The sequence below is a fragment of the Pseudoalteromonas sp. Ps84H-4 genome, assembly GCF_024124645.1.
GTDB classification, from domain to species: Bacteria; Pseudomonadota; Gammaproteobacteria; order Enterobacterales; family Alteromonadaceae; genus Pseudoalteromonas; species Pseudoalteromonas lipolytica_C.
Genome location: NZ_JAMXSK010000014.1, coordinates 83,505 through 105,088, shown reverse-complemented (window position 1 = coordinate 105,088; position 21,584 = coordinate 83,505). Strand labels below are relative to the sequence as shown.

The following is a 21,584-nucleotide window of genomic DNA, read 5'->3' as shown; positions in this document are numbered from 1 at the left end:
CTCCTTAATCAAGTACAGTGAATGTCAGCGTTAAGCTCACTTCACTACTTGAATTGACTTTTAAAAAGTCAAAACCGTGCATTTTATCGGTCTTCCATTGTCCGTTTTCTAGGTTGATACTTTGTTGCCAACTGATCATTGCGACATCATCTAGACGTGTGATCGCTTCTCCTGTATTGGGTGGATAGTGCCTAAATTGTAGTTTTACGCCACGAGGTGGTAATTTTTTAGGCCCAAGTGTTAACTCATCAGAAGGTAAACTAAAGTCATGGCTAAAAACATGCCATGGTTGATTACCTCCTTCGCTAACGGGAATTTGGTTTTCTGCGAAGGTAAGGTCATCAATTTCTGTTGTATAAGTAAGCAAGGCCTCAAGCTGACCACCATTTTCAGATTGCAAATAGGTCAGTAACGAAAAGTCTTTACTTAACTCTAGTGCACCTGTTTCGTCGGTTAACTCCATAACCCGCATAGTGTGTCTAAATGGAATAATAGAAGGAGTGTTGTCAAACTTATCTCGGGTTGAGCACAGAGCTTGCAAACCATTGAATGGCTTATCAGTGCAAGGCAACACACTTTCACTGCTATGATCCCATCGACTAACTTCAAAGGTGTCTGCGTCGTTATCCCAATCTTCAAAATCGCCAAAGACCATAATATCTCGGCCCACTAAAAGCGTATCTAAAGAACCACTATTAACGTCTATGGATGAAACGTAAGCAGCAGATGATGGTGAATATTGTCTCAAGTCTATGATGTCAGTGGTGGCATCAATGTTGATAGTCACTTGCTGAGTATTTTTTGTTGCTTGATTTGCAGCAAAATATATTTCAGCGTAGCTTTCTCGGGGAACAAGCGTAATATTGTCATCAGAAAGTTCAGCGATTCTTCTCAATAAATAGTGACTTAAAAAACCAGTGGTGAATCGAGGTTTATAGTCTTCTAAATAAATAGGATAAGCAAAACCACGAGTGATTTTTTGGTTTTGCGTATCAAGGTCCAGCATAACTGCAAGGCCTAATAAGGTATCAAGTCTGGGTTGGTCAAATACAAAGTTACCCAAGCCCAATATGGCTGGTATTTCATTAAATACAGCAAAGCCTTGGGCAATGTGTGGGTGATGGCCAATTAGTAGATCAGTATTTTGTGAAGAAAGAACTTCAAATCGGCTACCTATATAAGGTGATGGAGTATACGAGTATTCATCACCACCATGCATTTGTGCAATGACAAAGTCAGTAGGATCTAACTGTTCAAGTGCAGCTTTGACTGCCGCTGAATTTGTTAAATCAGCAGCCCCACCTTTATTGGTGTCAGCAACGTAGGTATATTGATGTTCTTTTCCGGTAATTGAAGTTGCAGCAAAGAGCACTAAATTAACATTATCAAGGTTATGCTCGACAGTTTTAAAAGCGTCAGTTTCACTTAAACCCGCACCGCTATTTAAGAACCCTGCATTTGACACTTCAAGGAGTGTATCTTCAAGGCCATTCTGCAAATAGTCATAGATGTGATTATTACCAAGGCCAACATAATCAATACCAATTTCAGTTAGGCTTTGCAGTGATTCAGGCAAAGAGAAAAAGCTGAATTCTTTAGTCGGATGAACTGTTGTTGGCATCGTCGTAATAGGTGACTCAAGATTAACCGATGAAAAGTCAGCAGCTTTAAAAAGCGCTGCAACTTCTGTGGTTATGGCGATACTATCTTCGCGTGCTGAGTCAGGTCGAATGAGCGCAGTGTTAACATTAGGTACAGATGTACCCATTGTCTCTAAATTAGGGTCTAGGAAGCGTCGACCAAACATTGTATCACCAGCAAATAACAAGCTTTTTGAATTTGCTGATTGTGTTTCTAATTGGATGTGTGAGGTTACAGAGTTAGGTTGGTTTACTAAAATACCTGCCTTTGGGAAATAACCTGATTGTGCAATAAAAACAGCGTGATTACCAAAAGAGAGGTTGCTAATAGAAACACGTCCATTTTCATCGGATAGGTACTCTTGACCTGCAACGTCAACGCTCACATTGTTGAGAGGTGTTTGATTTTCATTGGTAATAGTAAATACGATGTCAGCGGTGCCCGCAATTAGCGCTTCACGATCACTAATTGTATCTTGCTTTTGTTGTTGCGGTTTATCTTCACTAGGATCTTTTACTTTGCACGAGATTAGAGCTGTGCAAAGAATCAACACTAACGAATTGACAATTACTTTCAATTAACACCTCGAGCTGCCACCTAATTTATTTTAGATAGGTCAAAATTATTACAACCATTTTATAATCGCGAGCAAATAGGAACAACACGTCTTTGGCTCTGAAAATTCAGATATTGCAATGAAAAACAGTAAAATAAGTAACGGTTAAATAAACAAAAAATAAAAACCAGTAAAAAGAAATGGGTTATTTTTATAGTGTAGTCTAAATTGATTAGTTGGTTGAACCTGAGCGAGAATCAAGTTCGTGTTGCAGGTTTTTCTAGAGTGGGAACAAATAAAAAAGGCCATTTAATGGCCTTTTTGTGCGTATGGGCTTTCACAAAATGAAAGTTAGAATTTGTATTTAATACCAAACATAGCAACGACAGGGTCAATTTCTACTGTTGATGTTAGTGCTTTCGAGCCGCCAGCATATACAGTTGCATCTGTATCGATATCAATAAGTGAAACCATGCCATGTAGACCCCAGTTTTCACTCATCATGTAGTTGAAACCAGCTTGAGCTGCAAAGCCAAATGAGTCGTCTAGTTTGACTTCTACATCGTCAGTACCTAATGTTGCTTTTAGTGCAGCTGAAGGCTCTTCATCAAAGAAAACTGTATAGTTTACGCCTACACCTACAAATGGACGGAATTTATAGGTTGCATCAAAAAAGTGATATTGTGCTAAGAAAGTTGGTGGTAAGTGTTTAATTTTAGCAATCTTATTACCAGCTAAGCCACCAGCACCTTGAACATCATGACTAAATGGCGTTGCAGCAACTAACTCAAGCACCCAGTTATCGTCTAGTGCATAATCTATAGTAATACCTAATTGCGTGTCATCATCTGCGCGTAAGCCTAGTGCCGGAGCCTCATTGATTTTTGAGCTATCGTTGTCAGGGTTTACGTTAATAGCACCCACGTTCACGCTTAAGTTTGCGTTTGCAACAGGAGAGAGTGCTAATAGTGAAGTAAGTAATGCAATGCTTAATTTGGTTTTCATGTTGTTCTCCGCGAACTACTTGTCTTATTTGGTTGAGGCTATTATTACTAAGTTGGAGGGGACAAAACCTGTTCTAGATCAAAGTTTCAAAAATGTTTGAACTAAGTGAAGCCATTTATTGATTTAGATTAAGTTTTTAAACGGGTACAGCGAAAAAAAGATTGACTCTCATTGACTTTATATTCAGTTGCGGCTGTTAAACTAACGATGTTATTAGTTTATTAGGTGTGTTTCATGGCTGCTCCCCAGCATTTATTTCTTCATGGCTCGATTTCAAAAGCGTTACTTAAATTAGGTATCCCGATCATCTTAATTAATATTTTGCAGTCTGCTTATCAGTTAACCGATGCTTTTTGGGTAGGGCGCTTGGGGGCAGAGCAAGTAGCTGCCGTTTCTGTCAGTATGCCGGTTACTTTTTTAGTGATTGCTATTGGCTCAGGGTTGGCAATGGCGGGAGCCATTTTATCTGCTCAATATATGGGAGCTGGCCAGCAAGATAAGGTAAACCATGTTGCTGCTCAAACCATGTTAATGGTGACAATTACCGCAACCATACTTGGTTTAATAGGTTATGTGTTATCGCCTTACTTTTTGACTTTATTAGGCGTTGAAGAGCAAGTGTTTGGTGATGCGCTTAAGTTTATGCATGTGTCTTTCATTGGTGTTGTGTTTGTGTTTATTTATGCCATGTTTCAGGCCTTAATGCGTGGCATCGGGCAAACTAAGGTGCCACTGTATATTGTTAGCGGTACTGTTTTACTCAATTTTGTACTCGACCCTTTACTGATTTTTGGATTTGGTGATTTCTCTGGTTTTGGCGTAATGGGGGCGGCATTAGCCACTCTCATTACGCAAAGTTTAGCGGCATTAATTGGCGTTTGGGTATTTTTGCGAGGCCGTCACGGCATTCAACTTAAACTCTCTAGCTTCAAACCAGATTGGCAATATATGAAACAAGCGTTCTTTTTAGGGGCTCCTGGCTCGGTTGAACTCTCTGCAAGAGCCTTTGGGTTAATTATTATGTCGTTTTTGGTTGCCAGCTTTGGTACGCACACCATTGCCTCTTATGGTGTTGGCTCTAATATTTTGCAAATGGTGATGATCCCGGCAATGGGTCTTTCAACGGCCGTTTCTACCTTGGTAGGTCAAAACATGGGAGCAGGAAACCCGCAGCGTGCAGCACAAATAACACGTTTAGCCGCGCTTTGGGGGCTGTTAGGCCTGACATTAGTGGGCGTTTTAGCTTATGTATTTGCTGAATACTTGGTGGCTTTTTTCATTCCTGATGATGAGTCTGTTATTGCTGGTGGCGCAGAGTTCATTCGCGTCATGTGCTTAACTTGGGGCGGAATAGGCGTGCAGCTTTGTGTTGTTGCTGCATTTAGGGCTTCAGGAAATATGCTCAATGCGATGATTGTGTCACTGCTTTCGCAATGTGTTATTCAATTTCCAGCGGCGTATATTTTGTCTAAACATACCTCACTGGGACCACAGGGCATATGGTATTCGTTTGCTATTACTAATGTACTTGTGGCAATTATTACTTATTTATGGTTCGCAGCAGGTCGTTGGCAACGAACACAATTAACCAAAGAAGACAAAGACATTGCTAAGGTGACCCAAGAAACCCTCATTGAAGAAGGAAATCATTAATTTAAGTTTCACACTGCGGTCATAAACTCTCGTTGTAATAACCCAAGCTTTCTAACTGACTAGGGTTATTATGAGTTTGATATCAAATGCAGAGTTAGCAACGCACCTGTCGGTGCAATCTGAGGTGGTTGAAACATTACAAACCTTGCTCCGATTTAAATCGGTCACACCTGCTCAAGCGGGTGCAATTGATTGGCTTGAAAGTAATTTAAGCCAGCTCGGCTTTGATTGTGAGGTATTTAGCTTTAATCATGTTACTAATTTAATTGCTAAAATCACTTTTGGTGAAGGCCCTATCGTTGCTTTTTCAGGTCATATTGATGTGGTACCTGCAGCGCAAGGTGATTGGCGAGTTGATCCATTTAGTGGCGAGATAGTGGATGGCAGTGTCTATGGCCGTGGCGCAGCAGATATGAAAGGCGGCGTTGCCGCTATGCTTTGCGCAACCAAACGGTTTTTAGCGCAAAATAGCAATAAACGCGGCACATTTTACTGGTTAATTACCTCAGATGAAGAGGGCGAGGCTGAATACGGCTCTTTACTGATTGCTGAGCGTCTTGCCAAACAAGGTATTGTGCTTGATGGTTGCCTAGTTGGTGAGCCAACAAGCCATCAGCATGTGGGTGATACCATAAAAAATGGCAGGCGGGGTGCGCTGTCTGCACGATTATCTATTCAAGGTAAAGCAGGGCATGTTGCCTATCCAGAAAACACCATAAACGCAGCACATTTAAGTGCCGAGGTTGTAAAGCGCTTAATGGCAATTAGCTGGCACAAAGATGAAGCTAGCTCGGCAACAACACTGCAAGTAACCGGAATTAATATTGCCAATGTGGTCGATAACCTTGTTCCTGCTCAGTGTGAGCTCACCTTTAACGTGCGTTATAGTCATGGCTATAAGAGCAAAGATGTTAAAGAAGAAATTCAATTTGCATTGGCTGATTTAGCATCGCAGCTAACGCTTGTTTGGGAGCGTCCGTGTGAATCATTTTATACCCTGCATCAAGCAAGTAATTGCTTGTTGCAGCAGCTTGAACAAGCTGTGCACGAAGTAACTGGCAGCTTTCCAATGCTTAGTACAAGTGGTGGCACATCCGATGGTCGTTTTTTTGCCAATGAGCACACGCAAGTGATTGAATGTGGCGTGCGAAACCATACCATTCATCAAGTTAATGAACACGTACCCATAGTAGACTTAAAAACTATTGAGCAAATATATTTAGCTGCGCTTAGAAATATATTTAGTTAAAAAAGAAAAAGTCGGCGAACATGCCGACTTATTTTTTAATGACTATTAGCGTGTCTGTCCCAAATACCTTTTGGCTTTACTGGCTTTTACTTTATCTAAGTCGACAAGTACTAATCCATCAATGCAATTATTAAACTCAGGGTCGATGCTAAAACTTAAAAACTGTACGCCGCCTGGCTCGCAAAGTTCAGTGTATTGTTTGAATAGGGTTGGGACCTGTGCGCCGATATTGGCAAGCACATGTTTAAGTTCAACAAAGTCTTCTTTAATATCATTACCAGAAAATAACTGAGCACATTGTGCTTTTTGTGATTCTGTATGACGATATTCATTGTTTGGGATTGCTAACACTTGTTTAGCGCCATAATAATGTTGGTAATAATGAACTAATAGCGATTTAGCTTGCTCGGGTAGTGCGTTTGACACACTAACCGCGCCAAACAAATAGCGGTATTGCGGGTAACGGTTAACGAATGCGCCGATGCCAAACCACAAATAATCTAGGCTCTTTCTGCCCCAGTATTTGGGTTGCACGAAGCTTCGACCAAGCTCTATACCTTTTTCTAAATACGGTGCCATATCATCGCTGTAGCTAAATAGGCTATCGGTATATAAACCTTTGCGGCCATGTTTTTCTATGATGTCTTGTGCGCAGGCAAGTCGATATGCGCCAACTAGTTCAAGTTGTTTGGCATCCCATAGTACAAGGTGTTGATAATCCATGTCGTATTTATCTATATCTCGGCGTTTACCACTGCCTTCACCGACTGCGCGAAACGCAATTTCACGCAGTCGGCCTAGCTCACGAAAAATCGGCGAGCTGCCACAGTATTGATATAAGTAAATTTTCATTCCATCAGAGGTTTCACCTAATAATTCACACTCCTCAATGGCTTTTTTAAGGTCTTTAGTCGCTTCTGGGCTGGCTATGGGGGTTTGTGTTTTTAACGGCAGAGGTTTTTTAGTAATAAGTCGATACAGTTGCTTTCTTATCAGCTGAGCTATTTCTTTATCTTTTAAATTCTCGATTAAATATGACTCAGGTGGGATAGATGCACCAATTTCAAACTCTAATGATTTTTGTCGTTGTTTAAACATCTCTTTGACCAATAACAAACTGGCTAATGGTTTATAAATCATTGAGGTGCCGTAAAATAGCGGGCTGTTTTTCGCTTTGATGTAAATAGGTAAAATAGGCGCGTTAGCTTTTTTTGCCATACGTAAAAAACCACTGTTCCATTTACAGTCTTTAATTCCCGTTGGACTTAATCGCGATACCTCACCTGCAGGGAAAATTAATAACGCACCGTCTGATTTTAAGTGCTGTTGGATATTAGCAAGTTCTTTCTTTTTACTCGTACCAGAGAGGTTATCAACGGGTAGTAGCAACGAGTGCATTGGGGTGATAGACATTAGCATGCGGTTTGCAACAACCTTTAAGTCAGGGCGCACAGTTGATAAGACTTTTATTAGCGCTAATGCATCGAGTGAACCAATAGGATGGTTTGCCACAATAATAATATTGCCTTCACTAGGAATATGCTCCATTTGCTTTGGCTTGTAGCGTGTGTCAAAGTCTAGCTCTTCGAGCACCTGCTCTACAAATTCAAGTCCTTGTAAGTGTGGGTATGCATCACCAAAGGTAACAAACTCTTGCTCATGTAATAAATAACCCAAACCTTTCTTTACTAAGCCTTTTACTTTTGGTGAATTTTCTAACTGTGGTAAATTTGCTTCTATTACTTTATCAACACTGATCATACAAACCTCAAACATAAACGCATTCAGCGATGAAATTAGGTTAAGAGTTTGCTGTGACAGTTAGGTTGCAGTTGTGTGACTTTTTAATGAGCGCTTTGAGTAAGAGGCAAAATGGAGAAGACAATGATTTTACTTGTGGCTATAACAGGCCGAGATTGCAGCCAATTAATTACTAAGCTGCAAGCTTTATTACCAGAGGTCAAGGTACAGCTTTGGTCAGAGTGTACTGATTACGAAGCGGTTGAATTTGTGCTTGCTTGGAATGCGCCCGCTGATTTATGGCCAAAATTAGTAAATTTAAAAGCCGTTTCTTCTTTTGGTGCGGGTGTTGATAGCATTGATTTAACGAAGATAGCTGCACATGTTCCCGTTGTTAGAATTGTTGATGATAACCTGGCTAATGATATGGCAGAGTATGTGTTGACCCATGTATTGGCACACAAGCTTAGGCTTAAAGAGTATTATTTAAAACAATCAGCCGGCAGTTGGAAGCCAAAGCGAGCGTATTCACAGCAACATGTGGGTATTTTAGGTTATGGTGAACTAGGCAAAGCTTGTGCTAAGCGTTTACTCGCAAATGGCTTTAAAGTGAGCGCTTGGTCTAATAGTGAAAAACATGATTCTGAGGTGGACACGTATTACACACAGCATGGATTAGATGACATGCTTGGTCAAATTGATTATCTCGTTTGCTTACTACCACTTAATCAGCACACTCAAGGCATTATTAATAAATCACTCATTAGCAAACTGCAAAGCCATACGGTACTAATTAATGTTGCCAGAGGCAAACATGTCGTTGATGAAGATTTACTCGAGGCACTTGATAATGAGCAATTACGTGGCGCTACGCTAGATGTGTTTAGCGAAGAGCCTTTGCCTAAAACACACCCTTATTGGTCTCATGACAAAGTGACCTTAACCCCACACTGTGCTGCATTGTCAGATATAGAATCAGTTACTTTGCAAATTTCAGATAATGTAAAGAGACTGATCGAAGGTAAAAACCTAATGAATCAGATTGATAGAACAAAAGGTTATTGACAAATTACAAATTAGTTTAATAAACACCTTGTTAACATCTGTAACTTTGTTATTCTGTTGTTGCTCAATAAAAAAACAACAATAAAAAAGAGGCGTTATGAAATCTAATCAAGGTGGAGCTAAATTTAGTCTAGTCGTAGTGTCAGTAATCGTTCTTGGTGTTTCAGCATGGTTTAATCAAGCTAATGCATCGGACCAGTCAGCTCAGGCCACTGAAGTTAGCCAATCATAACCTACCAATCTCAGTAAGTATGTGCAGCATGTTTTAATGCTGCACTTCAATCGCTTTTTCTATTAACTTCTTTTTGAATGGATTTCTCTATTCTCGTGTTTCTTCTCGTCTGACTTTTTAATCATCACATACGTTGCACCGCTACCACCATGATGCTTAAGGGCACTATGAAACGCTAAAACTGCTGGAATTTCTTGCAGCCACTTATTGGTATAGCTTTTTAAAATACCTGGTTGTGATTTATTTTTGATACCAATGCCGTGGCGTATAAGCACGACACGAATATTTCGTTTGTGGCAGTCATCAATAAAATTTAAAAGCGTGCTGCGAGCTCGTTGAAGAGGCTGACCATGCAAATCAAGCGTGGCATCAAGTTGATATTTAGCTAAACGCAGATTTTTATATACTTGGCCTTGTACACCATTTTTTTTAAATGCCAATATGGCATGGGGATCTAACAGCTCAACAAACTCACTGCGTAAATAGTTTTCATCAATTGCTAAATCACACTCAGCTGCTTTACGTTTTTCTTGTTGCGCTAGTGAAGGGCCTTGTTTCGTGGAATCAAATTGAACAGTGTCATGCTTAAGAGGTTTTACGTCTTCCATTGACGAAAGAAATAAGTCGAAGTCGTTAAATGACACAGTGCACCTCCAAATTATTTATATACGACTAATATGGTATCTCAGTTCAGTCATATTGTAAGCAAAAAAAAGCCCAAACAGAATGCTGCTTGGGCAGAAAAGATGATAGATGGGATAGCCCATTCTATCAATTTATCTTAGGAGAAGATTAACCTTGATTGATATTCAGTTGGCCAAATGTATAGACCTTGAATAAATAAAATGTATTGATCAACACTAAGCTCATATTCGAGATAACGCTTGACGACATTAGATCTAAGCTAAATGATAGAAACAATAAACTACACGCGCTGATCGCTGCAAAACGTAGTAATGTCAGCTGGTTAATAAAAAATGCACCTAATCCTAGGGCAAGTAGCGTTAAGTTTAAAAGCCAATCTAGCTCGTTTACCATGGTCGTATCAATTCATATCTGTGTTGAAAAAGGAGCGCCATTATGGTGATCTTTTACACAGCTTTCAACCAAGTAATTTTTAATTTTCAGATTAGTTTTTTTAATCTATTGTTAGTTTTTTCATTGCTGCGAAGAAACCACTTTTATCTGTCACACGGTACTTCTGGCAAGTGTCTGGTTTACGCTTATCTTGGCAAAGATAAATAACGTTACGACTTAGGTCTGCACGGGGACTGAGGGTTGAATCAAATAAGTTTGCTCCATAGCCAAAAATGCCTGGCCAGAACACACTCTGAGATACCATACCAAGCTTTTCATAGGTGATTAAAATAGGTTTTGGTGTAATTAGTAGAATTAATACAACCGCTGCGAGTGTATACCAACGTGCTTTACTTTTTTTAAGCTCGATTTCAGGAATGCTTTGTTGCGCGGCTTGTGCGCGTGCTTGTTGTTGGTTTACTGGTCTTTGTCGCTTTGCTTGTGTTGGTTTTTTTCGTTCAGGTGTTTTACCAAGCAAAGATTGTTTTTTTATTTTATTAGACATAAAGCTTATCTGGCCTTTTATATATAGCTCTCTATAATGAGATTATAACGAAGTTTTTGATATAATAGTCAAATTCAAAGCGTAAATTATTTATTTAAGTTAATATTGTATTAGCAATAAGTGTTATCTTTAAAGATTAGAGGAATAGTATGGACACGCAGCTTTCAATTCTTATCGTGGACGATGTTGGCACCGTGCGTAGCTTTTTAAACCAAACGCTTATGCACCTAGGTATCGATAATGTTCGAGAGGCATCCACAGCAGCGCAGTGTTTGAGCGCGTGCAAAGAGAAGGAGTTTAATATTATCTTTTTAGATATTGAACTACCTGATGGTGACGGTAAGGAAATCATCTCACAGATAAATGATATTTCACCTGAAGCAAATGTTGTTATGGTGTCTGCACATTCAACAGTGGAAAATGTTAAAGAAGCGATTGAAAAGGGCGCCAAAGGTTTCGTTGTAAAGCCTTTTACCCCAAAGAAGATCGCGGCAATGCTGAAAAAGTTTTACCCCGATTTAGAGATTGCATAGCAGTTATCTGAAAAACATTAAGATAAAAAAAAACCGGCAAAAGCCGGTTTTTTTATATTCATCAAAAACAAATTATAGCGCTTTGATTTTAGCTGCTAAACGGCTCTTGTGACGAGCTGCTTTGTTCTTGTGGATTAGACCTTTAGTTGCGTAACGGTCTAGGATAGGTGTTGCAACAGCGAATGCCGCTTGTGCAGCTTCTTTGTCGCCCGCTTCAATTGCAGCAACTACTTTTTTGAAGTAAGTGCGCATCATTGAACGACGGCTTGCGTTATGTTGACGATTTTTTTCGCTCGTAATAGCGCGTTTTTTTGCAGACTTGATGTTAGCCAAGGTTTGCTCCTAACAATCTTAAAATAAGCTTAATTTAAAGGCCGTGGAATATGCCTGTTTTTATCATGAATGTCAACGAAATTTTGACATCTCAAGAAAAACTGCTCCTTATAACGAACATCAATTTGCCGCTTTAGCAGTTAATATCGCTATTGTAACAAAGGGTCGGGTTCGAGCCTAGTGCTTTAAAGATATTTTAGGCATAATCGCCCATCTTATAAGATTTTTGATAACGGGTTTAAGGTGGCAAAAGGATTATTTCGTTCCGGAATGATAGTCAGTGCTATGACAATGATTTCGCGTATTTTAGGATTGGTGCGAGATGCTGTAGTGGCTAATTTACTGGGGGCAAGTGCCGCAGCGGATGTGTTTTTGTTTGCCAATCGAATTCCTAATTTTTTACGTCGCTTATTTGCAGAAGGCGCTTTTGCACAAGCATTTGTACCTGTTCTATCTGAGATAAAAGAACAGCAAGGCGATGATAAGGTCAGGTTGTTTGTTGCTCAAGCTGCCGGTACTTTGGGTACCATTTTATTAGCGGTTACTCTATTTGGTGTGGTTGCCTCGCCTGTCATTGCTGCATTATTTGGTACTGGCTGGTTTATTGATTGGTGGCAAGGCGGCGAAAATGCCGAAAAGTTCGTTCTTGCTAGTGCGCTGTTAAAACTGACTTTCCCGTATTTATTTTTTGTGAGTCTGGTAGCCCTCAGCGGTGCGGTTATGAACGTATATAATCGCTTTGCCGTTGCCGCTTTTACACCCGTACTTTTAAACGTATCAATTATTACTTGCGCTATTTTTCTACATGATAAGTTTTCGGTGGGGGCGTATGCGCTTGCCATAGGCGTATTTGTGGGTGGTCTAATTCAGTTACTGTTCCAGTTGCCGTTTTTGTATCGTGCCCGCATGCTGAGCCGCCCTAAATGGGGGTGGCAAGATGAAAACGTCAAAAAAGTTAGAAAGCTCATGCTACCTGCCTTGTTTGGCGTTTCGATAAGCCAAATAAACTTGTTACTCGATACCATGATTGCCTCTATGTTAATGACAGGCTCTATCGCTTGGCTTTATTACTCAGACCGATTGATTGAGTTTCCTCTAGGCTTATTTGGTATTGGTATCGCAACGGTCATATTGCCTGCATTGTCAAAATTGCATAGCACAAAAAGTACAAAAGATTTTCAGCTGACCCTTGATTGGGGGGTAAGGTTTGTCATTTTCTTAGGCTTGCCTGCCATGTTTGGTTTAATGGTAATTAGCCCGCTCATTATTACGGTTTTATTTGACCACGGTGCGTTTCAGGACGGTGAAATTGATCATGTCCAAGCGGTGAGCTACGGTGTGATGGCTTATTCAGTGGGATTAGTTAGTTTTATGCTAATCAAAGTGTTAGCGCCAGGCTTTTATTCGCGTCAAGATACAAAAACCCCCGTTAAAATTGGTATTAAAACTCTGGTTTTAAACATGGTGTTTAACATTATGTTGGCACCATTTATTGGTTATTTAGGTCTGGCTTTGGCCACATCAATGTCGGCTAGTTGTAATGCTTATTTGTTGTATCATCAATTACGTAAAGAAGGGGTCTATCAGTTTTCTGCGATGAGCCTTGGTTTTACCTTTAAGTGTTTGTTTTCAAGTTTATTAATGGCTGCGTCTGTGTGGTACGTAGGCCAGCAATTTATATGGCAAGCTTGGCACTTTACTGAGCAAGTGTTGTTGTTGGGCGGGTTATTAGTGTTGGCGGTTTTTGTATATTTTGCAGCCTTATTCATTTTAGGCGTGCGACTAAATACGATAAAAAGTGTTGCAACTACTGAATCAAACTAAAAAAAAGATTATAATCGGCGCTTCAAGCCCGATATCAATGTTTTGGGCTCGCTGATAAAGGCAAAAAGGTGGCATGGAGTTAATTAGAGGTATTCACAATATTCGCGCACAGCATTATGGCTGTGTGTTGACCATTGGTAATTTTGATGGTGTGCACTTAGGTCATGCAGAAGTGATTAAAGGCTTGCTGCAAGACGCAGAAAAGCATCAATTGCCAAGTACCGTGATGTTATTTGAGCCTCAGCCACAAGAATTTTTTGCTAAAGATAATGCTCCAGCGCGTTTAACTCGACTACGTGATAAGCTTAGCTTACTTGCTAAATTGGGAGTGGAGCGAGTGATTTGCATTAGCTTCAATCAACAATTTGCCAATATGGAAGCAGAGCAGTTTGTAAGCCAAGTATTGGTTGATAAGTTAGGTGTAAAAGCTCTGACTGTAGGCGATGACTTTTGCTTTGGAAAGCGGCGCCGTGGTGATTTTGCGTTGCTTAAAGCCATGGGTGCTGAGTTAAACATGGATGTGAAAAGTACTGCGAGTTTTCGCAGGCTCAATGATAGAGTGAGCAGTACTCTTATTCGCCAGGCACTTGCTGCAGGGCAATTAGAAGACGCAAAAACCATGTTAGGTCATGGTTATGCAATTTCTGGACGTGTTATTCATGGCTGGGCAAAAGGTCGTGAATTAGGGTTCAGAACGGCCAATATAGCATTAAAACGCCAAGTATGCCCTGTAAATGGGGTGTTCGCGGTACGAGCAAAAGTTGGCGAAAAAGAATTATTTGGGGTTGCAAATATTGGCAACAAACCCACATTTAATGGAACACGCGCTTTGTTAGAGGTTCATCTGTTCGACTTTGCGCAAGACATTTATGGACAATTTATGCACGTGGAGCTAATTAAAAAGCTTCGCGATGAGAAAAAATTCGAGACATTAACACAACTGACGGCGCAGATTGCAGATGATGTGACCGCCGCTAAGCAGTGTTTTGGTTTAAATTAGGTAGCCGATACGGAAAGTAGGATTAATGAGCGACTACAAACATACTTTGAATTTACCGGAAACAGCGTTTCCAATGCGCGGCAATTTGGCTCAACGTGAACCAAAGATGCTTAAGACATGGTATGAAGACGATCTTTATGGTCAAATTCGCAGCGCTAAAAAAGGTAAAAAAACCTTCATTTTGCATGACGGCCCTCCGTATGCAAACGGTGATATCCATTTAGGCCACTCGGTAAACAAAATTCTTAAAGATATTATTGTTAAGTCAAAAACCTTGTCTGACTTTGATGCACCTTATGTGCCTGGTTGGGACTGTCACGGCTTACCAATTGAGTTAATGGTTGAGAAGAAGGTAGGCAAGCCAGGTGTGAAAGTGTCTGCTGCTGAGTTCCGTGAAAAGTGTCGCGAATACGCTAAGAAACAAGTTGAAGGTCAAAAAACAGACTTCAAACGTCTTGGTGTGTTTGGTGATTGGGACAAGCCTTACCTAACAATGAACTTTGACTTTGAAGCGAATGCTATTCGCGTACTTGGTCGCATCATTAAAAATGGTCACTTACATAAAGGTGCTAAGCCTGTTCACTGGTGTACAGATTGTGGCTCAGCACTTGCTGAAGCAGAGGTTGAATACCAAGATAAACAGTCACCAGCAATCGATGTGCGTTTTGAATTTGCTGATCAAGAGGCAGTAATCAATGCGTTTGAACTTGCCGAAGGCCATGAAGGTAGCGGTGCAGTTAGTACTGTTATCTGGACAACTACACCTTGGACATTACCAGCTAACCGTGCAGTAGCAGTTCACGAAAAGCTTGAATATGCCCTAGTTCAAGTTGATGACGAAGGCGCACAGCAGCGTTTAATTTTAGGTTCAGAGCTAGTAAAAGATGCAATGGACCGTTATGGCTTCAAACATTACCATGTACTAGGTTATGTAAAAGGTGTGGCACTTGAGAATTTACAGGTTGCTCACCCGTTCTATGACTTCACAGTGCCTGTAATTGTTGCTGATCACGTAACGACTGATTCTGGTACTGGTGTTGTTCATACTGCGCCTGGTCACGGTCAAGAGGATTTCGCGGCAGGTCTTGCTTATGGTTTAGAAGTTGCTAACCCTGTTGGTGCAAACGGTGTTTATTTACCTGATACACCAATGTTTGCAGGTCAGCACGTATTTAAAGCGAATGCGAGCGTTATTGACGTATTAACTGAAAACAATGCGTTACTGCATCATCATGCGCTTACGCACAGCTACCCACATTGCTGGCGTCATAAAACACCTATTATCTTCCGTGCTACGCCACAGTGGTTCGTAAGTATGGACCAAGCTAACCTTCGTCAAGATTCATTAAGCGAAATCAAAAAGACTGAGTGGTTACCTGAGTGGGGCGAGAGCCGCATTGCAAACATGGTTGAAGGCCGTCCTGATTGGTGTATTTCACGTCAACGTACATGGGGTGTGCCAATTGCATTATTCGTTGATAAAGATACTGGTGCGCTTCACCCGAATACACAAGAGCTTATCGAAGAAGCTGCGAAATTGGTTGAAAAATCAGGTATTCAAGCTTGGTATGACTTAGACCCAGCAACTTTACTTGGCGATGACGCTGAGCAATACATGAAAGTACAAGATACGTTAGATGTGTGGTTTGACTCAGGTGTGACTCACGCATGTGTGGTTGATGCACGTGAAGATTTAACCGGTCCTGCTGATCTTTACTTAGAAGGCTCAGATCAACACCGTGGTTGGTTCATGTCGTCAATGATGACTTCGGTTGCTATCAATGGTCATGCGCCATATAAGCAAGTGTTAACACATGGTTTCACAGTTGATGAAAACGGCCGCAAAATGTCTAAATCATTAGGCAATGTAATTTCGCCACAAAACGTGATGAACAAACTAGGTGCTGACATCTTACGTTTATGGGTTGCATCAACTGACTTTACAGCAGAAATGACTGTATCTGATGAAATCTTTAAACGTTCTGCTGACCGTTACCGTCGTATTCGTAACACAAGCCGTTACTTACTTGCGAACCTTAATGGTTTTGATCCAAAAACTGATAAAGTTGCGATTGAAGACATGGTTGAGCTTGATCGTTGGATTGTGGGCCGTGCAGCTGAGCTTCAAGATGAAATCTTAGCGGCTTACGATAAGTATCAAATGCTGCTTGTAACGCAAAAGCTAATGAACTTCTGTACTGGTGAACTTGGTTCGTTCTACTTAGACGTAATCAAAGATCGTCAATACACAGCGAAAAGCGATAGCCATGCCCGTCGTTCATGTCAAACTGCGCTTTACCACATTGCTGAAGCAATGACGCGTTGGATGGCACCGATTTTAAGCTTTACTGCACAAGAAATTTGGGAAGCATTACCAGGCGAACGTGATAATTTTGTGTTCACTTCAGTTTGGTATGATGGTTTACAAGCCTCTTCACAAGGTAAGTTCAGCAACGATGATTGGTTAACAATCCTTAATGTTCGTGATGAAGTAAACCGTGTACTAGAAGCGGCTCGTAAAGAAGAAATCATTGGTGCAACATTACAAGCAAACGTAAGTATTTACGCAGGTGAAGAGCTAAGTTCGAAATTAGCGGCGTTAGGTGATGAGTTGCGCTTTGTGCTATTAACTTCGGGCGTAACTGTTGAAACTGTGACAACACAACCTGAAGGTACCCAAGCTACAGAAATTGATGGTTTATTCATTAAAGTTGCTGCAACAACCGCTGAAAAATGTGAGCGTTGTTGGCATTACTGTGATGATGTTGGTGCAGAGCCAGCGCACCCTGAAATCTGTGGTCGTTGTGTTAGCAATGTTGACGGCGATGGTGAACAGCGTCAGTTCGCGTAGGAGTTGTTTGTGAGCAAACTAGCCGGAAAAAGTGGCTTAGTTTGGCTATGGCTGAGTCTACTACTTTTAGTAGTAGACCATGCGACAAAAACACTTGTTGTTAATACCATGGCCTACAAAGAGTCGATAGATATTCTGCCTTTCTTTAATTTTACATACGTACATAACTATGGTGCGGCATTTAGCTTTTTAAGTGATTCAGGTGGTTGGCAGCGTTGGTTTTTTAGCATAATAGCGGTAACGATCAGTGTACTTTTAGTATGGTGGCTTAAACGCTTACCCGCGACGAACAAGGTATTATGTTCTGCATATGCGTTAGTATTAGCCGGTGCAATTGGCAATTTGTATGACCGCATTGCTTATGGCTATGTTATTGATTTTTTGCATGTATATTACGAAAACTGGCACTTTCCTGTTTTCAATATTGCCGATTGCGCAATTTGTATCGGTGCCGCATTACTATTATTTGATGCCTTCACAGGCGAAAGTCCGAAGGAGCAACAAGCATGAGCCAAGCTGTAATTGGTGAAAACTCTGAAGTGATCTTTCATTTCTCAATTAAGTTAGAAGATGGCTCTGCAGCCGACTCAACTAAGGTACATAATAAACCTGCAAAATTGCGAATGGGTGATGGTAGCCTGACAGAAAACTTTGAAAAATGTTTACTAGGTTTAGCCGCCGGTGACAGCAAGTCATTTGCATTAGAGCCTGAAGATGCATTTGGCCAGCCAAATCCAGATAACATTTATTATGTGGATCGCAGTAAGTTTGGTGCAGATACCCCTGCTGAAGTAGGTAACATTATTGCCTTTACTCAGCCTGATGGCACTGAGTTACCCGGTCTTGTTCGTGAAGTTCAAGGTGAATCGGTCACAATTGACTTTAATCACCCACTTGCAGGGCAGCGCTTAACCTTTGAAGTCGATATTTTAGAGGTAACAGGTTAATGGATATTTTATTAGCGAATCCACGTGGTTTTTGCGCTGGTGTCGACCGTGCAATTAGTATTGTGGAGCGCGCACTCGATATCTTTGAAAAGCCAATCTATGTGCGTCATGAAGTGGTTCACAATCGATATGTTGTTGATGGCTTAAAAAATCGCGGTGCAGTTTTTGTTGAAGAGCTAGATCAGGTTCCTGACGATAGTATTGTTATCTTCAGTGCGCATGGTGTATCGCAAGCCGTTCGAAGTGAAGCAAAACGTCGCGACCTTAAAGTGTTCGATGCAACCTGCCCACTGGTAACAAAAGTACATATGGAAGTAACACGAGCCAGCCGTAAAGGTATTGAGTGTGTATTGATTGGTCACCATGGCCATCCTGAGGTTGAAGGTACTATGGGTCAGTACGACAACGAAGCGGGCGGTATTTACTTAGTAGAAACCCCTGAAGATGTTGCCGTTTTATCTGTTAAAAATCCTGAAAACCTTTTTTACTGTAGCCAGACCACGTTATCTGTTGATGATACGGCAGATGTGATTGATGCACTACGTACTAAGTTTCCGGCCATTGATGGTCCGCGTAAAGACGACATTTGTTATGCTACGCAAAACCGTCAAGATGCGGTTCGTGACTTAGCTGATAAAGTGGATGTACTGCTTGTAGTAGGGGCTAAAAATAGTTCTAACTCAAATCGTTTACGTGAGCTTGCTGACAAAATGGGCACCACTGCTTATTTAATTGATGATGCAAGTAATGTTGAGGCGGATTGGTTTAACAATGTAAATGCCGTAGGCGTGACTGCTGGGGCATCTGCGCCAGAAGTTTTAGTTCAACAGGTTATTACTCGTTTAAAAGAACTAGGTGGTAATCAAGTTGTTGAAAATCCTGGTGAAGAAGAGAACATAGTATTTGCCGTTCCTGTTGAGCTACGCTAATCTAAGCAAATAGTAGTCAACAGTTAAAAGAGGAGCCCATGAGCAAACAGCCAAATTCACACGGCTTGCTGATTGCGGCTCTTTTCCAATCCCGTGGTGTACTCGCCATACTTATCGTCAGTCAAGTTATTGCTGTTTTATTGGCGTTTTCACCGTTAAGTTTTGGTGATGTCTGGTTACGTCTGGCCATTTTTAGTTTCTTTTTGCACCTTATTTTCTTATCTAGTCTTTCTTGTCTTTATCTCTCACGGTCTGTGCTTACTAAATTATCTCAGGCAGTACAGTTATCTATCTTAGTAATTGTTTTACTGATTTTTACATACTTGTATAGCTTTGCAGTGCTAAACGTATTCGCAGATATCTTTGAAATGGTATCTAAGACGCACTTTATTGTGAGTAATCTGCTGATAATTTTTTTGGTTACAGTGCTTTTTGTTCAATTTTTGCTGATGCATAATCAAAAGGAGCAGCAAACAAAAGCTCTGGCTAAAGCCAAATTAGATGCGCTTCAAGCCCGCATTCGTCCTCATTTCCTATTTAATAGTTTGAATACTGCTGCTGAGCTAACCCACTATGATGTGGTGGCGGCAGAACAAGCTATTCTTGCATTAGCTGCACTCTCTCAGGCTGCTATGAAAAGTGGTAAAGCTATTTTACTTACCGATGAAATAACACTATGTCAACAATATATAGCACTAGAGCGTTGGCGTTACGGAGAACGGCTAACAGTAAACTGGCAGTTACTTGATAAACTACCTGATATCGATATCCCATGTTTGACTCTCCAACCTCTTATTGAGAATGCAGTATTTTATGGGATCGAGACAGCAGAGCACGGTGAAATAAATGTCGAAATGCACCAGTCTGATAAAACTTACACATTCATTATTACTAACCCAGTAGTGAAGAACATCATGAATGAAAGGTCGGGTAATGGTATGGCACTTGATAATATTCGTGAACGCTTATCACTGTTTTATCAACGAAAGGCAACAATAACAACCACTCATCGCGATGGAATATTTAGGGTAAAACTTGTATTACCAAGGCAGAAAACAGCATGATAAAAGTATTAATTGTTGATGATGAACCGCTAGCTCGAGCACGTATTTCACGATTATTGTCAGAGCATAGTAATTATACAGTGATTGGTGATGCCTGTAATGGCGAACAGGCAATTGAATATTGTAAACAGTTACAGCCTGATGTCGTGCTACTCGATATTAATATGCCCAAGCTTAATGGACTGGAGGTTGCTGCGACATTAAAGCAATTAACTATACCACCTGCCATCGTATTTCTTACAGCTCACCCTGAGCACGCACTAGAGGCATTCCAACTCTGTGCTGATGGTTATTTAGTAAAACCAGTTTCTGAGTCTTCGCTTAATCAAACATTATCGCAACTTAGCAAGCTTAATCGAACTCAATTAAGTGACTCTGCTAAAAGCTACATAAGTTATCAGCTCGGTGGTGTATTGCGCAGAGTAAATATTGAGAATGTGATTTGTTGCATTGCGGAACAAAAATATACTCGTGTCGTATTTGAAGGGGGCGAAGCAATCATTGAACAGAGCCTTAAACAACTCGAGCGTACTTTCCCTTTACAATTATTGCGAATACATCGTAATACCCTTGTAAATAAGCAACATATTTATAGTTTAAACAGCCGACAGCCTGGTGGGCATACTTTAATTATGAACCAACTAGAAGAGCCTTTAACTGTTAGTCGTCGGGAATTAAAAGCGGTAAAAGCTGCATTGGGTAACTAGGAGCGAGAGTTTCACTGACCGTTCATCTAACATATTGACCGTTTATACATACACCTATTGCTATTCTTTTTAGGCTTCTTATGCTTAAGGTATGTCAATTTATTAGCCACGTTCATTATGAAAAATAACTCTCATCAACAGGGCTTTACCTTAATCGAGGTGCTCATTGCATTTATTATATTGAGCCTTGGTTTATTAGGTGCTATCGCGCTTCAAGCGAAAGCAAAGCAAACAAGTTTTGATGCTATGCAGCGCTCGGCTGCAATTGCGTTAGGGAATGATATTATCCACCGCATGAGAGCAAATGATACGGCTACTTTTTCAGCGCTATATAGTGGGCAGTTTCATAGCCAAACAGCATTAGGTAAAGTCTCTAGCTGTTATCAGGCTACATGCTCTCCACAGCAAATCGCTGCACTTGATAAACAGCAATGGGTGCGAGCAATTCAGGCACGTGAAAACACCGGAGCTCTGGATGAAGCAAGGGTGTGCATTAAAGCCACTGCAGTCTCAGGGGGCCTTCCAAATGAGTATAATATTGAAGTGATTGTTAGTTGGCGTGGTCGACAAGAGTTTAAAGCAAGCGCAGAAAACTTAAAAACCGGATGTGGTTCAGTAAATGACCGTCGTCGCCTTGTCGTTCTTGACAGCTATATTTATTTAAGGTCGTAAG

Annotated in this window: 21 protein-coding genes; 14 read left to right on the top strand and 7 right to left on the bottom strand. The window is 40.8% G+C overall.

Annotated features, from left to right (window positions below; genetic code table 11):
* Positions 1-4: 4 nt before the first annotated feature.
* Entirely contained in the window at positions 5-2,218 is a 2,214-nt protein-coding gene (locus NH454_RS13380; protein WP_253039339.1) for a CapA family protein, read from the bottom strand.
* 330 nt (positions 2,219-2,548) lie between these two features.
* Positions 2,549-3,202, bottom strand: coding sequence for an OmpW family outer membrane protein (locus tag NH454_RS13375; RefSeq protein ID WP_135925623.1), 654 nt, complete (start codon positions 3,200-3,202; stop codon positions 2,549-2,551).
* 234 nt (positions 3,203-3,436) lie between these two features.
* On the opposite strand from NH454_RS13375, the gene NH454_RS13370 reads away from it, so the two are divergent.
* On the top strand, positions 3,437-4,855 hold the full coding sequence (locus NH454_RS13370; protein WP_253039338.1) for an MATE family efflux transporter: 1,419 nt from the start codon (positions 3,437-3,439) through the stop codon (positions 4,853-4,855).
* 70 nt (positions 4,856-4,925) lie between these two features.
* Positions 4,926-6,104, top strand: coding sequence for a succinyl-diaminopimelate desuccinylase (dapE, locus tag NH454_RS13365; protein ID WP_253039337.1), 1,179 nt, complete (start codon positions 4,926-4,928; stop codon positions 6,102-6,104).
* Between the two features lie 45 nt (positions 6,105-6,149).
* On the opposite strand, the gene NH454_RS13360 is transcribed toward dapE, so the two are convergent.
* On the bottom strand, positions 6,150-7,865 hold the full coding sequence (locus NH454_RS13360; RefSeq protein ID WP_253039336.1) for a lysophospholipid acyltransferase family protein: 1,716 nt from the start codon (positions 7,863-7,865) through the stop codon (positions 6,150-6,152).
* A 123-nt stretch (positions 7,866-7,988) separates the two neighbouring features.
* Here NH454_RS13360 and NH454_RS13355 point away from each other — a divergent pair, with 123 nt between their 5' ends.
* Together NH454_RS13355 and NH454_RS22365 are read left to right on the top strand one after the other, a co-directional pair.
* Entirely contained in the window at positions 7,989-8,909 is a 921-nt protein-coding gene (locus tag NH454_RS13355) for a glyoxylate/hydroxypyruvate reductase A (protein WP_253039335.1), read from the top strand.
* 97 nt (positions 8,910-9,006) lie between these two features.
* Positions 9,007-9,141 carry a hypothetical protein gene (locus NH454_RS22365; protein ID WP_290442620.1) on the top strand — a complete coding sequence of 45 codons (135 nt, stop codon included), beginning with the start codon at positions 9,007-9,009 and terminating at the stop codon, positions 9,139-9,141.
* A 62-nt stretch (positions 9,142-9,203) separates the two neighbouring features.
* Here NH454_RS22365 and smrA read toward each other — a convergent pair whose 3' ends face one another.
* From smrA to NH454_RS13340, 3 genes are all read right to left on the bottom strand, one after another.
* Positions 9,204-9,785: a DNA endonuclease SmrA gene (gene smrA, locus NH454_RS13350; RefSeq protein WP_253039334.1), complete on the bottom strand. Its 582-nt coding sequence runs from the start codon at positions 9,783-9,785 to the stop codon at positions 9,204-9,206.
* 148 nt (positions 9,786-9,933) lie between these two features.
* Positions 9,934-10,179, bottom strand: coding sequence for a hypothetical protein (locus NH454_RS13345; RefSeq protein WP_135925610.1), 246 nt, complete (start codon positions 10,177-10,179; stop codon positions 9,934-9,936).
* A 100-nt stretch (positions 10,180-10,279) separates the two neighbouring features.
* A complete protein-coding gene (locus NH454_RS13340) occupies positions 10,280-10,723 on the bottom strand; it encodes a hypothetical protein (protein WP_135925608.1) in 444 nt (147 codons plus the stop codon).
* A gap of 149 nt (positions 10,724-10,872) precedes the next feature.
* Between NH454_RS13340 and NH454_RS13335 the strand changes: the two genes are divergently transcribed.
* Positions 10,873-11,256 (top strand): response regulator, encoded by a 384-nt coding sequence (locus NH454_RS13335; RefSeq protein ID WP_135925605.1) that lies wholly within the window; start codon positions 10,873-10,875, stop codon positions 11,254-11,256.
* A gap of 72 nt (positions 11,257-11,328) precedes the next feature.
* On the opposite strand, the gene rpsT is transcribed toward NH454_RS13335, so the two are convergent.
* On the bottom strand, positions 11,329-11,589 hold the full coding sequence (rpsT, locus tag NH454_RS13330) for a 30S ribosomal protein S20 (RefSeq protein WP_036967030.1): 261 nt from the start codon (positions 11,587-11,589) through the stop codon (positions 11,329-11,331).
* 243 nt (positions 11,590-11,832) lie between these two features.
* On the opposite strand from rpsT, the gene murJ reads away from it, so the two are divergent.
* The 9 genes from murJ (at position 11,833) to pilV (ending at position 21,583) form a co-directional block, all read left to right on the top strand.
* Complete coding sequence (murJ, locus tag NH454_RS13325; protein ID WP_328256168.1) at positions 11,833-13,413, top strand: murein biosynthesis integral membrane protein MurJ; 1,581 nt, start codon at positions 11,833-11,835, stop codon at positions 13,411-13,413.
* Between the two features lie 73 nt (positions 13,414-13,486).
* A complete protein-coding gene (ribF, locus tag NH454_RS13320) occupies positions 13,487-14,413 on the top strand; it encodes a bifunctional riboflavin kinase/FAD synthetase (RefSeq protein ID WP_135925600.1) in 927 nt (308 codons plus the stop codon).
* 25 nt (positions 14,414-14,438) lie between these two features.
* Positions 14,439-17,264 (top strand): isoleucine--tRNA ligase, encoded by a 2,826-nt coding sequence (gene ileS, locus NH454_RS13315; protein ID WP_253039333.1) that lies wholly within the window; start codon positions 14,439-14,441, stop codon positions 17,262-17,264.
* Between the two features lie 9 nt (positions 17,265-17,273).
* On the top strand, positions 17,274-17,774 hold the full coding sequence (gene lspA, locus NH454_RS13310) for a signal peptidase II (protein WP_135925595.1): 501 nt from the start codon (positions 17,274-17,276) through the stop codon (positions 17,772-17,774).
* Positions 17,771-18,211 carry an FKBP-type peptidyl-prolyl cis-trans isomerase gene (fkpB, locus tag NH454_RS13305; RefSeq protein WP_135925593.1) on the top strand — a complete coding sequence of 147 codons (441 nt, stop codon included), beginning with the start codon at positions 17,771-17,773 and terminating at the stop codon, positions 18,209-18,211. Before lspA ends, fkpB begins: the two co-directional genes overlap by 4 nt.
* Complete coding sequence (ispH, locus tag NH454_RS13300; RefSeq protein WP_138556832.1) at positions 18,211-19,140, top strand: 4-hydroxy-3-methylbut-2-enyl diphosphate reductase; 930 nt, start codon at positions 18,211-18,213, stop codon at positions 19,138-19,140. Before fkpB ends, ispH begins: the two co-directional genes overlap by 1 nt.
* A 38-nt stretch (positions 19,141-19,178) precedes the next feature.
* Positions 19,179-20,204, top strand: a complete 1,026-nt coding sequence (locus NH454_RS13295; RefSeq protein ID WP_135925589.1) for a histidine kinase — start codon at positions 19,179-19,181, stop codon at positions 20,202-20,204.
* Positions 20,201-20,911 (top strand): LytTR family DNA-binding domain-containing protein, encoded by a 711-nt coding sequence (locus NH454_RS13290; RefSeq protein WP_268842577.1) that lies wholly within the window; start codon positions 20,201-20,203, stop codon positions 20,909-20,911. Before NH454_RS13295 ends, NH454_RS13290 begins: the two co-directional genes overlap by 4 nt.
* Before the next feature lie 117 nt (positions 20,912-21,028).
* Positions 21,029-21,583 (top strand): type IV pilus modification protein PilV, encoded by a 555-nt coding sequence (gene pilV / locus NH454_RS13285; protein WP_253039332.1) that lies wholly within the window; start codon positions 21,029-21,031, stop codon positions 21,581-21,583.
* The last annotated feature ends 1 nt before the right edge of the window (position 21,584 follow it).

Excerpts from the sequence above, each read along its gene's own strand:
- NH454_RS13375 (WP_135925623.1), bottom strand. The coding sequence starts at position 3,202 with ATGAAAACCAAATTAAGCATTGCATTACTTACTTCACTATTAGCACTC.
- NH454_RS13370 (WP_253039338.1), top strand. The coding sequence starts at position 3,437 with ATGGCTGCTCCCCAGCATTTATTTCTTCATGGCTCGATTTCAAAAGCG.
- dapE (WP_253039337.1), top strand. The coding sequence starts at position 4,926 with ATGAGTTTGATATCAAATGCAGAGTTAGCAACGCACCTGTCGGTGCAA.
- NH454_RS13360 (WP_253039336.1), bottom strand. The coding sequence starts at position 7,865 with ATGATCAGTGTTGATAAAGTAATAGAAGCAAATTTACCACAGTTAGAA.
- NH454_RS13355 (WP_253039335.1), top strand. The coding sequence starts at position 7,989 with ATGATTTTACTTGTGGCTATAACAGGCCGAGATTGCAGCCAATTAATT.
- NH454_RS22365 (WP_290442620.1), top strand. The coding sequence starts at position 9,007 with ATGAAATCTAATCAAGGTGGAGCTAAATTTAGTCTAGTCGTAGTGTCA.
- NH454_RS13345 (WP_135925610.1), bottom strand. The coding sequence starts at position 10,179 with ATGGTAAACGAGCTAGATTGGCTTTTAAACTTAACGCTACTTGCCCTA.
- NH454_RS13340 (WP_135925608.1), bottom strand. The coding sequence starts at position 10,723 with ATGTCTAATAAAATAAAAAAACAATCTTTGCTTGGTAAAACACCTGAA.
- NH454_RS13335 (WP_135925605.1), top strand. The coding sequence starts at position 10,873 with ATGGACACGCAGCTTTCAATTCTTATCGTGGACGATGTTGGCACCGTG.
- ribF (WP_135925600.1), top strand. The coding sequence starts at position 13,487 with ATGGAGTTAATTAGAGGTATTCACAATATTCGCGCACAGCATTATGGC.
- ileS (WP_253039333.1), top strand. The coding sequence starts at position 14,439 with ATGAGCGACTACAAACATACTTTGAATTTACCGGAAACAGCGTTTCCA.
- fkpB (WP_135925593.1), top strand. The coding sequence starts at position 17,771 with ATGAGCCAAGCTGTAATTGGTGAAAACTCTGAAGTGATCTTTCATTTC.
- ispH (WP_138556832.1), top strand. The coding sequence starts at position 18,211 with ATGGATATTTTATTAGCGAATCCACGTGGTTTTTGCGCTGGTGTCGAC.
- NH454_RS13295 (WP_135925589.1), top strand. The coding sequence starts at position 19,179 with ATGAGCAAACAGCCAAATTCACACGGCTTGCTGATTGCGGCTCTTTTC.
- NH454_RS13290 (WP_268842577.1), top strand. The coding sequence starts at position 20,201 with ATGATAAAAGTATTAATTGTTGATGATGAACCGCTAGCTCGAGCACGT.
- pilV (WP_253039332.1), top strand. The coding sequence starts at position 21,029 with ATGAAAAATAACTCTCATCAACAGGGCTTTACCTTAATCGAGGTGCTC.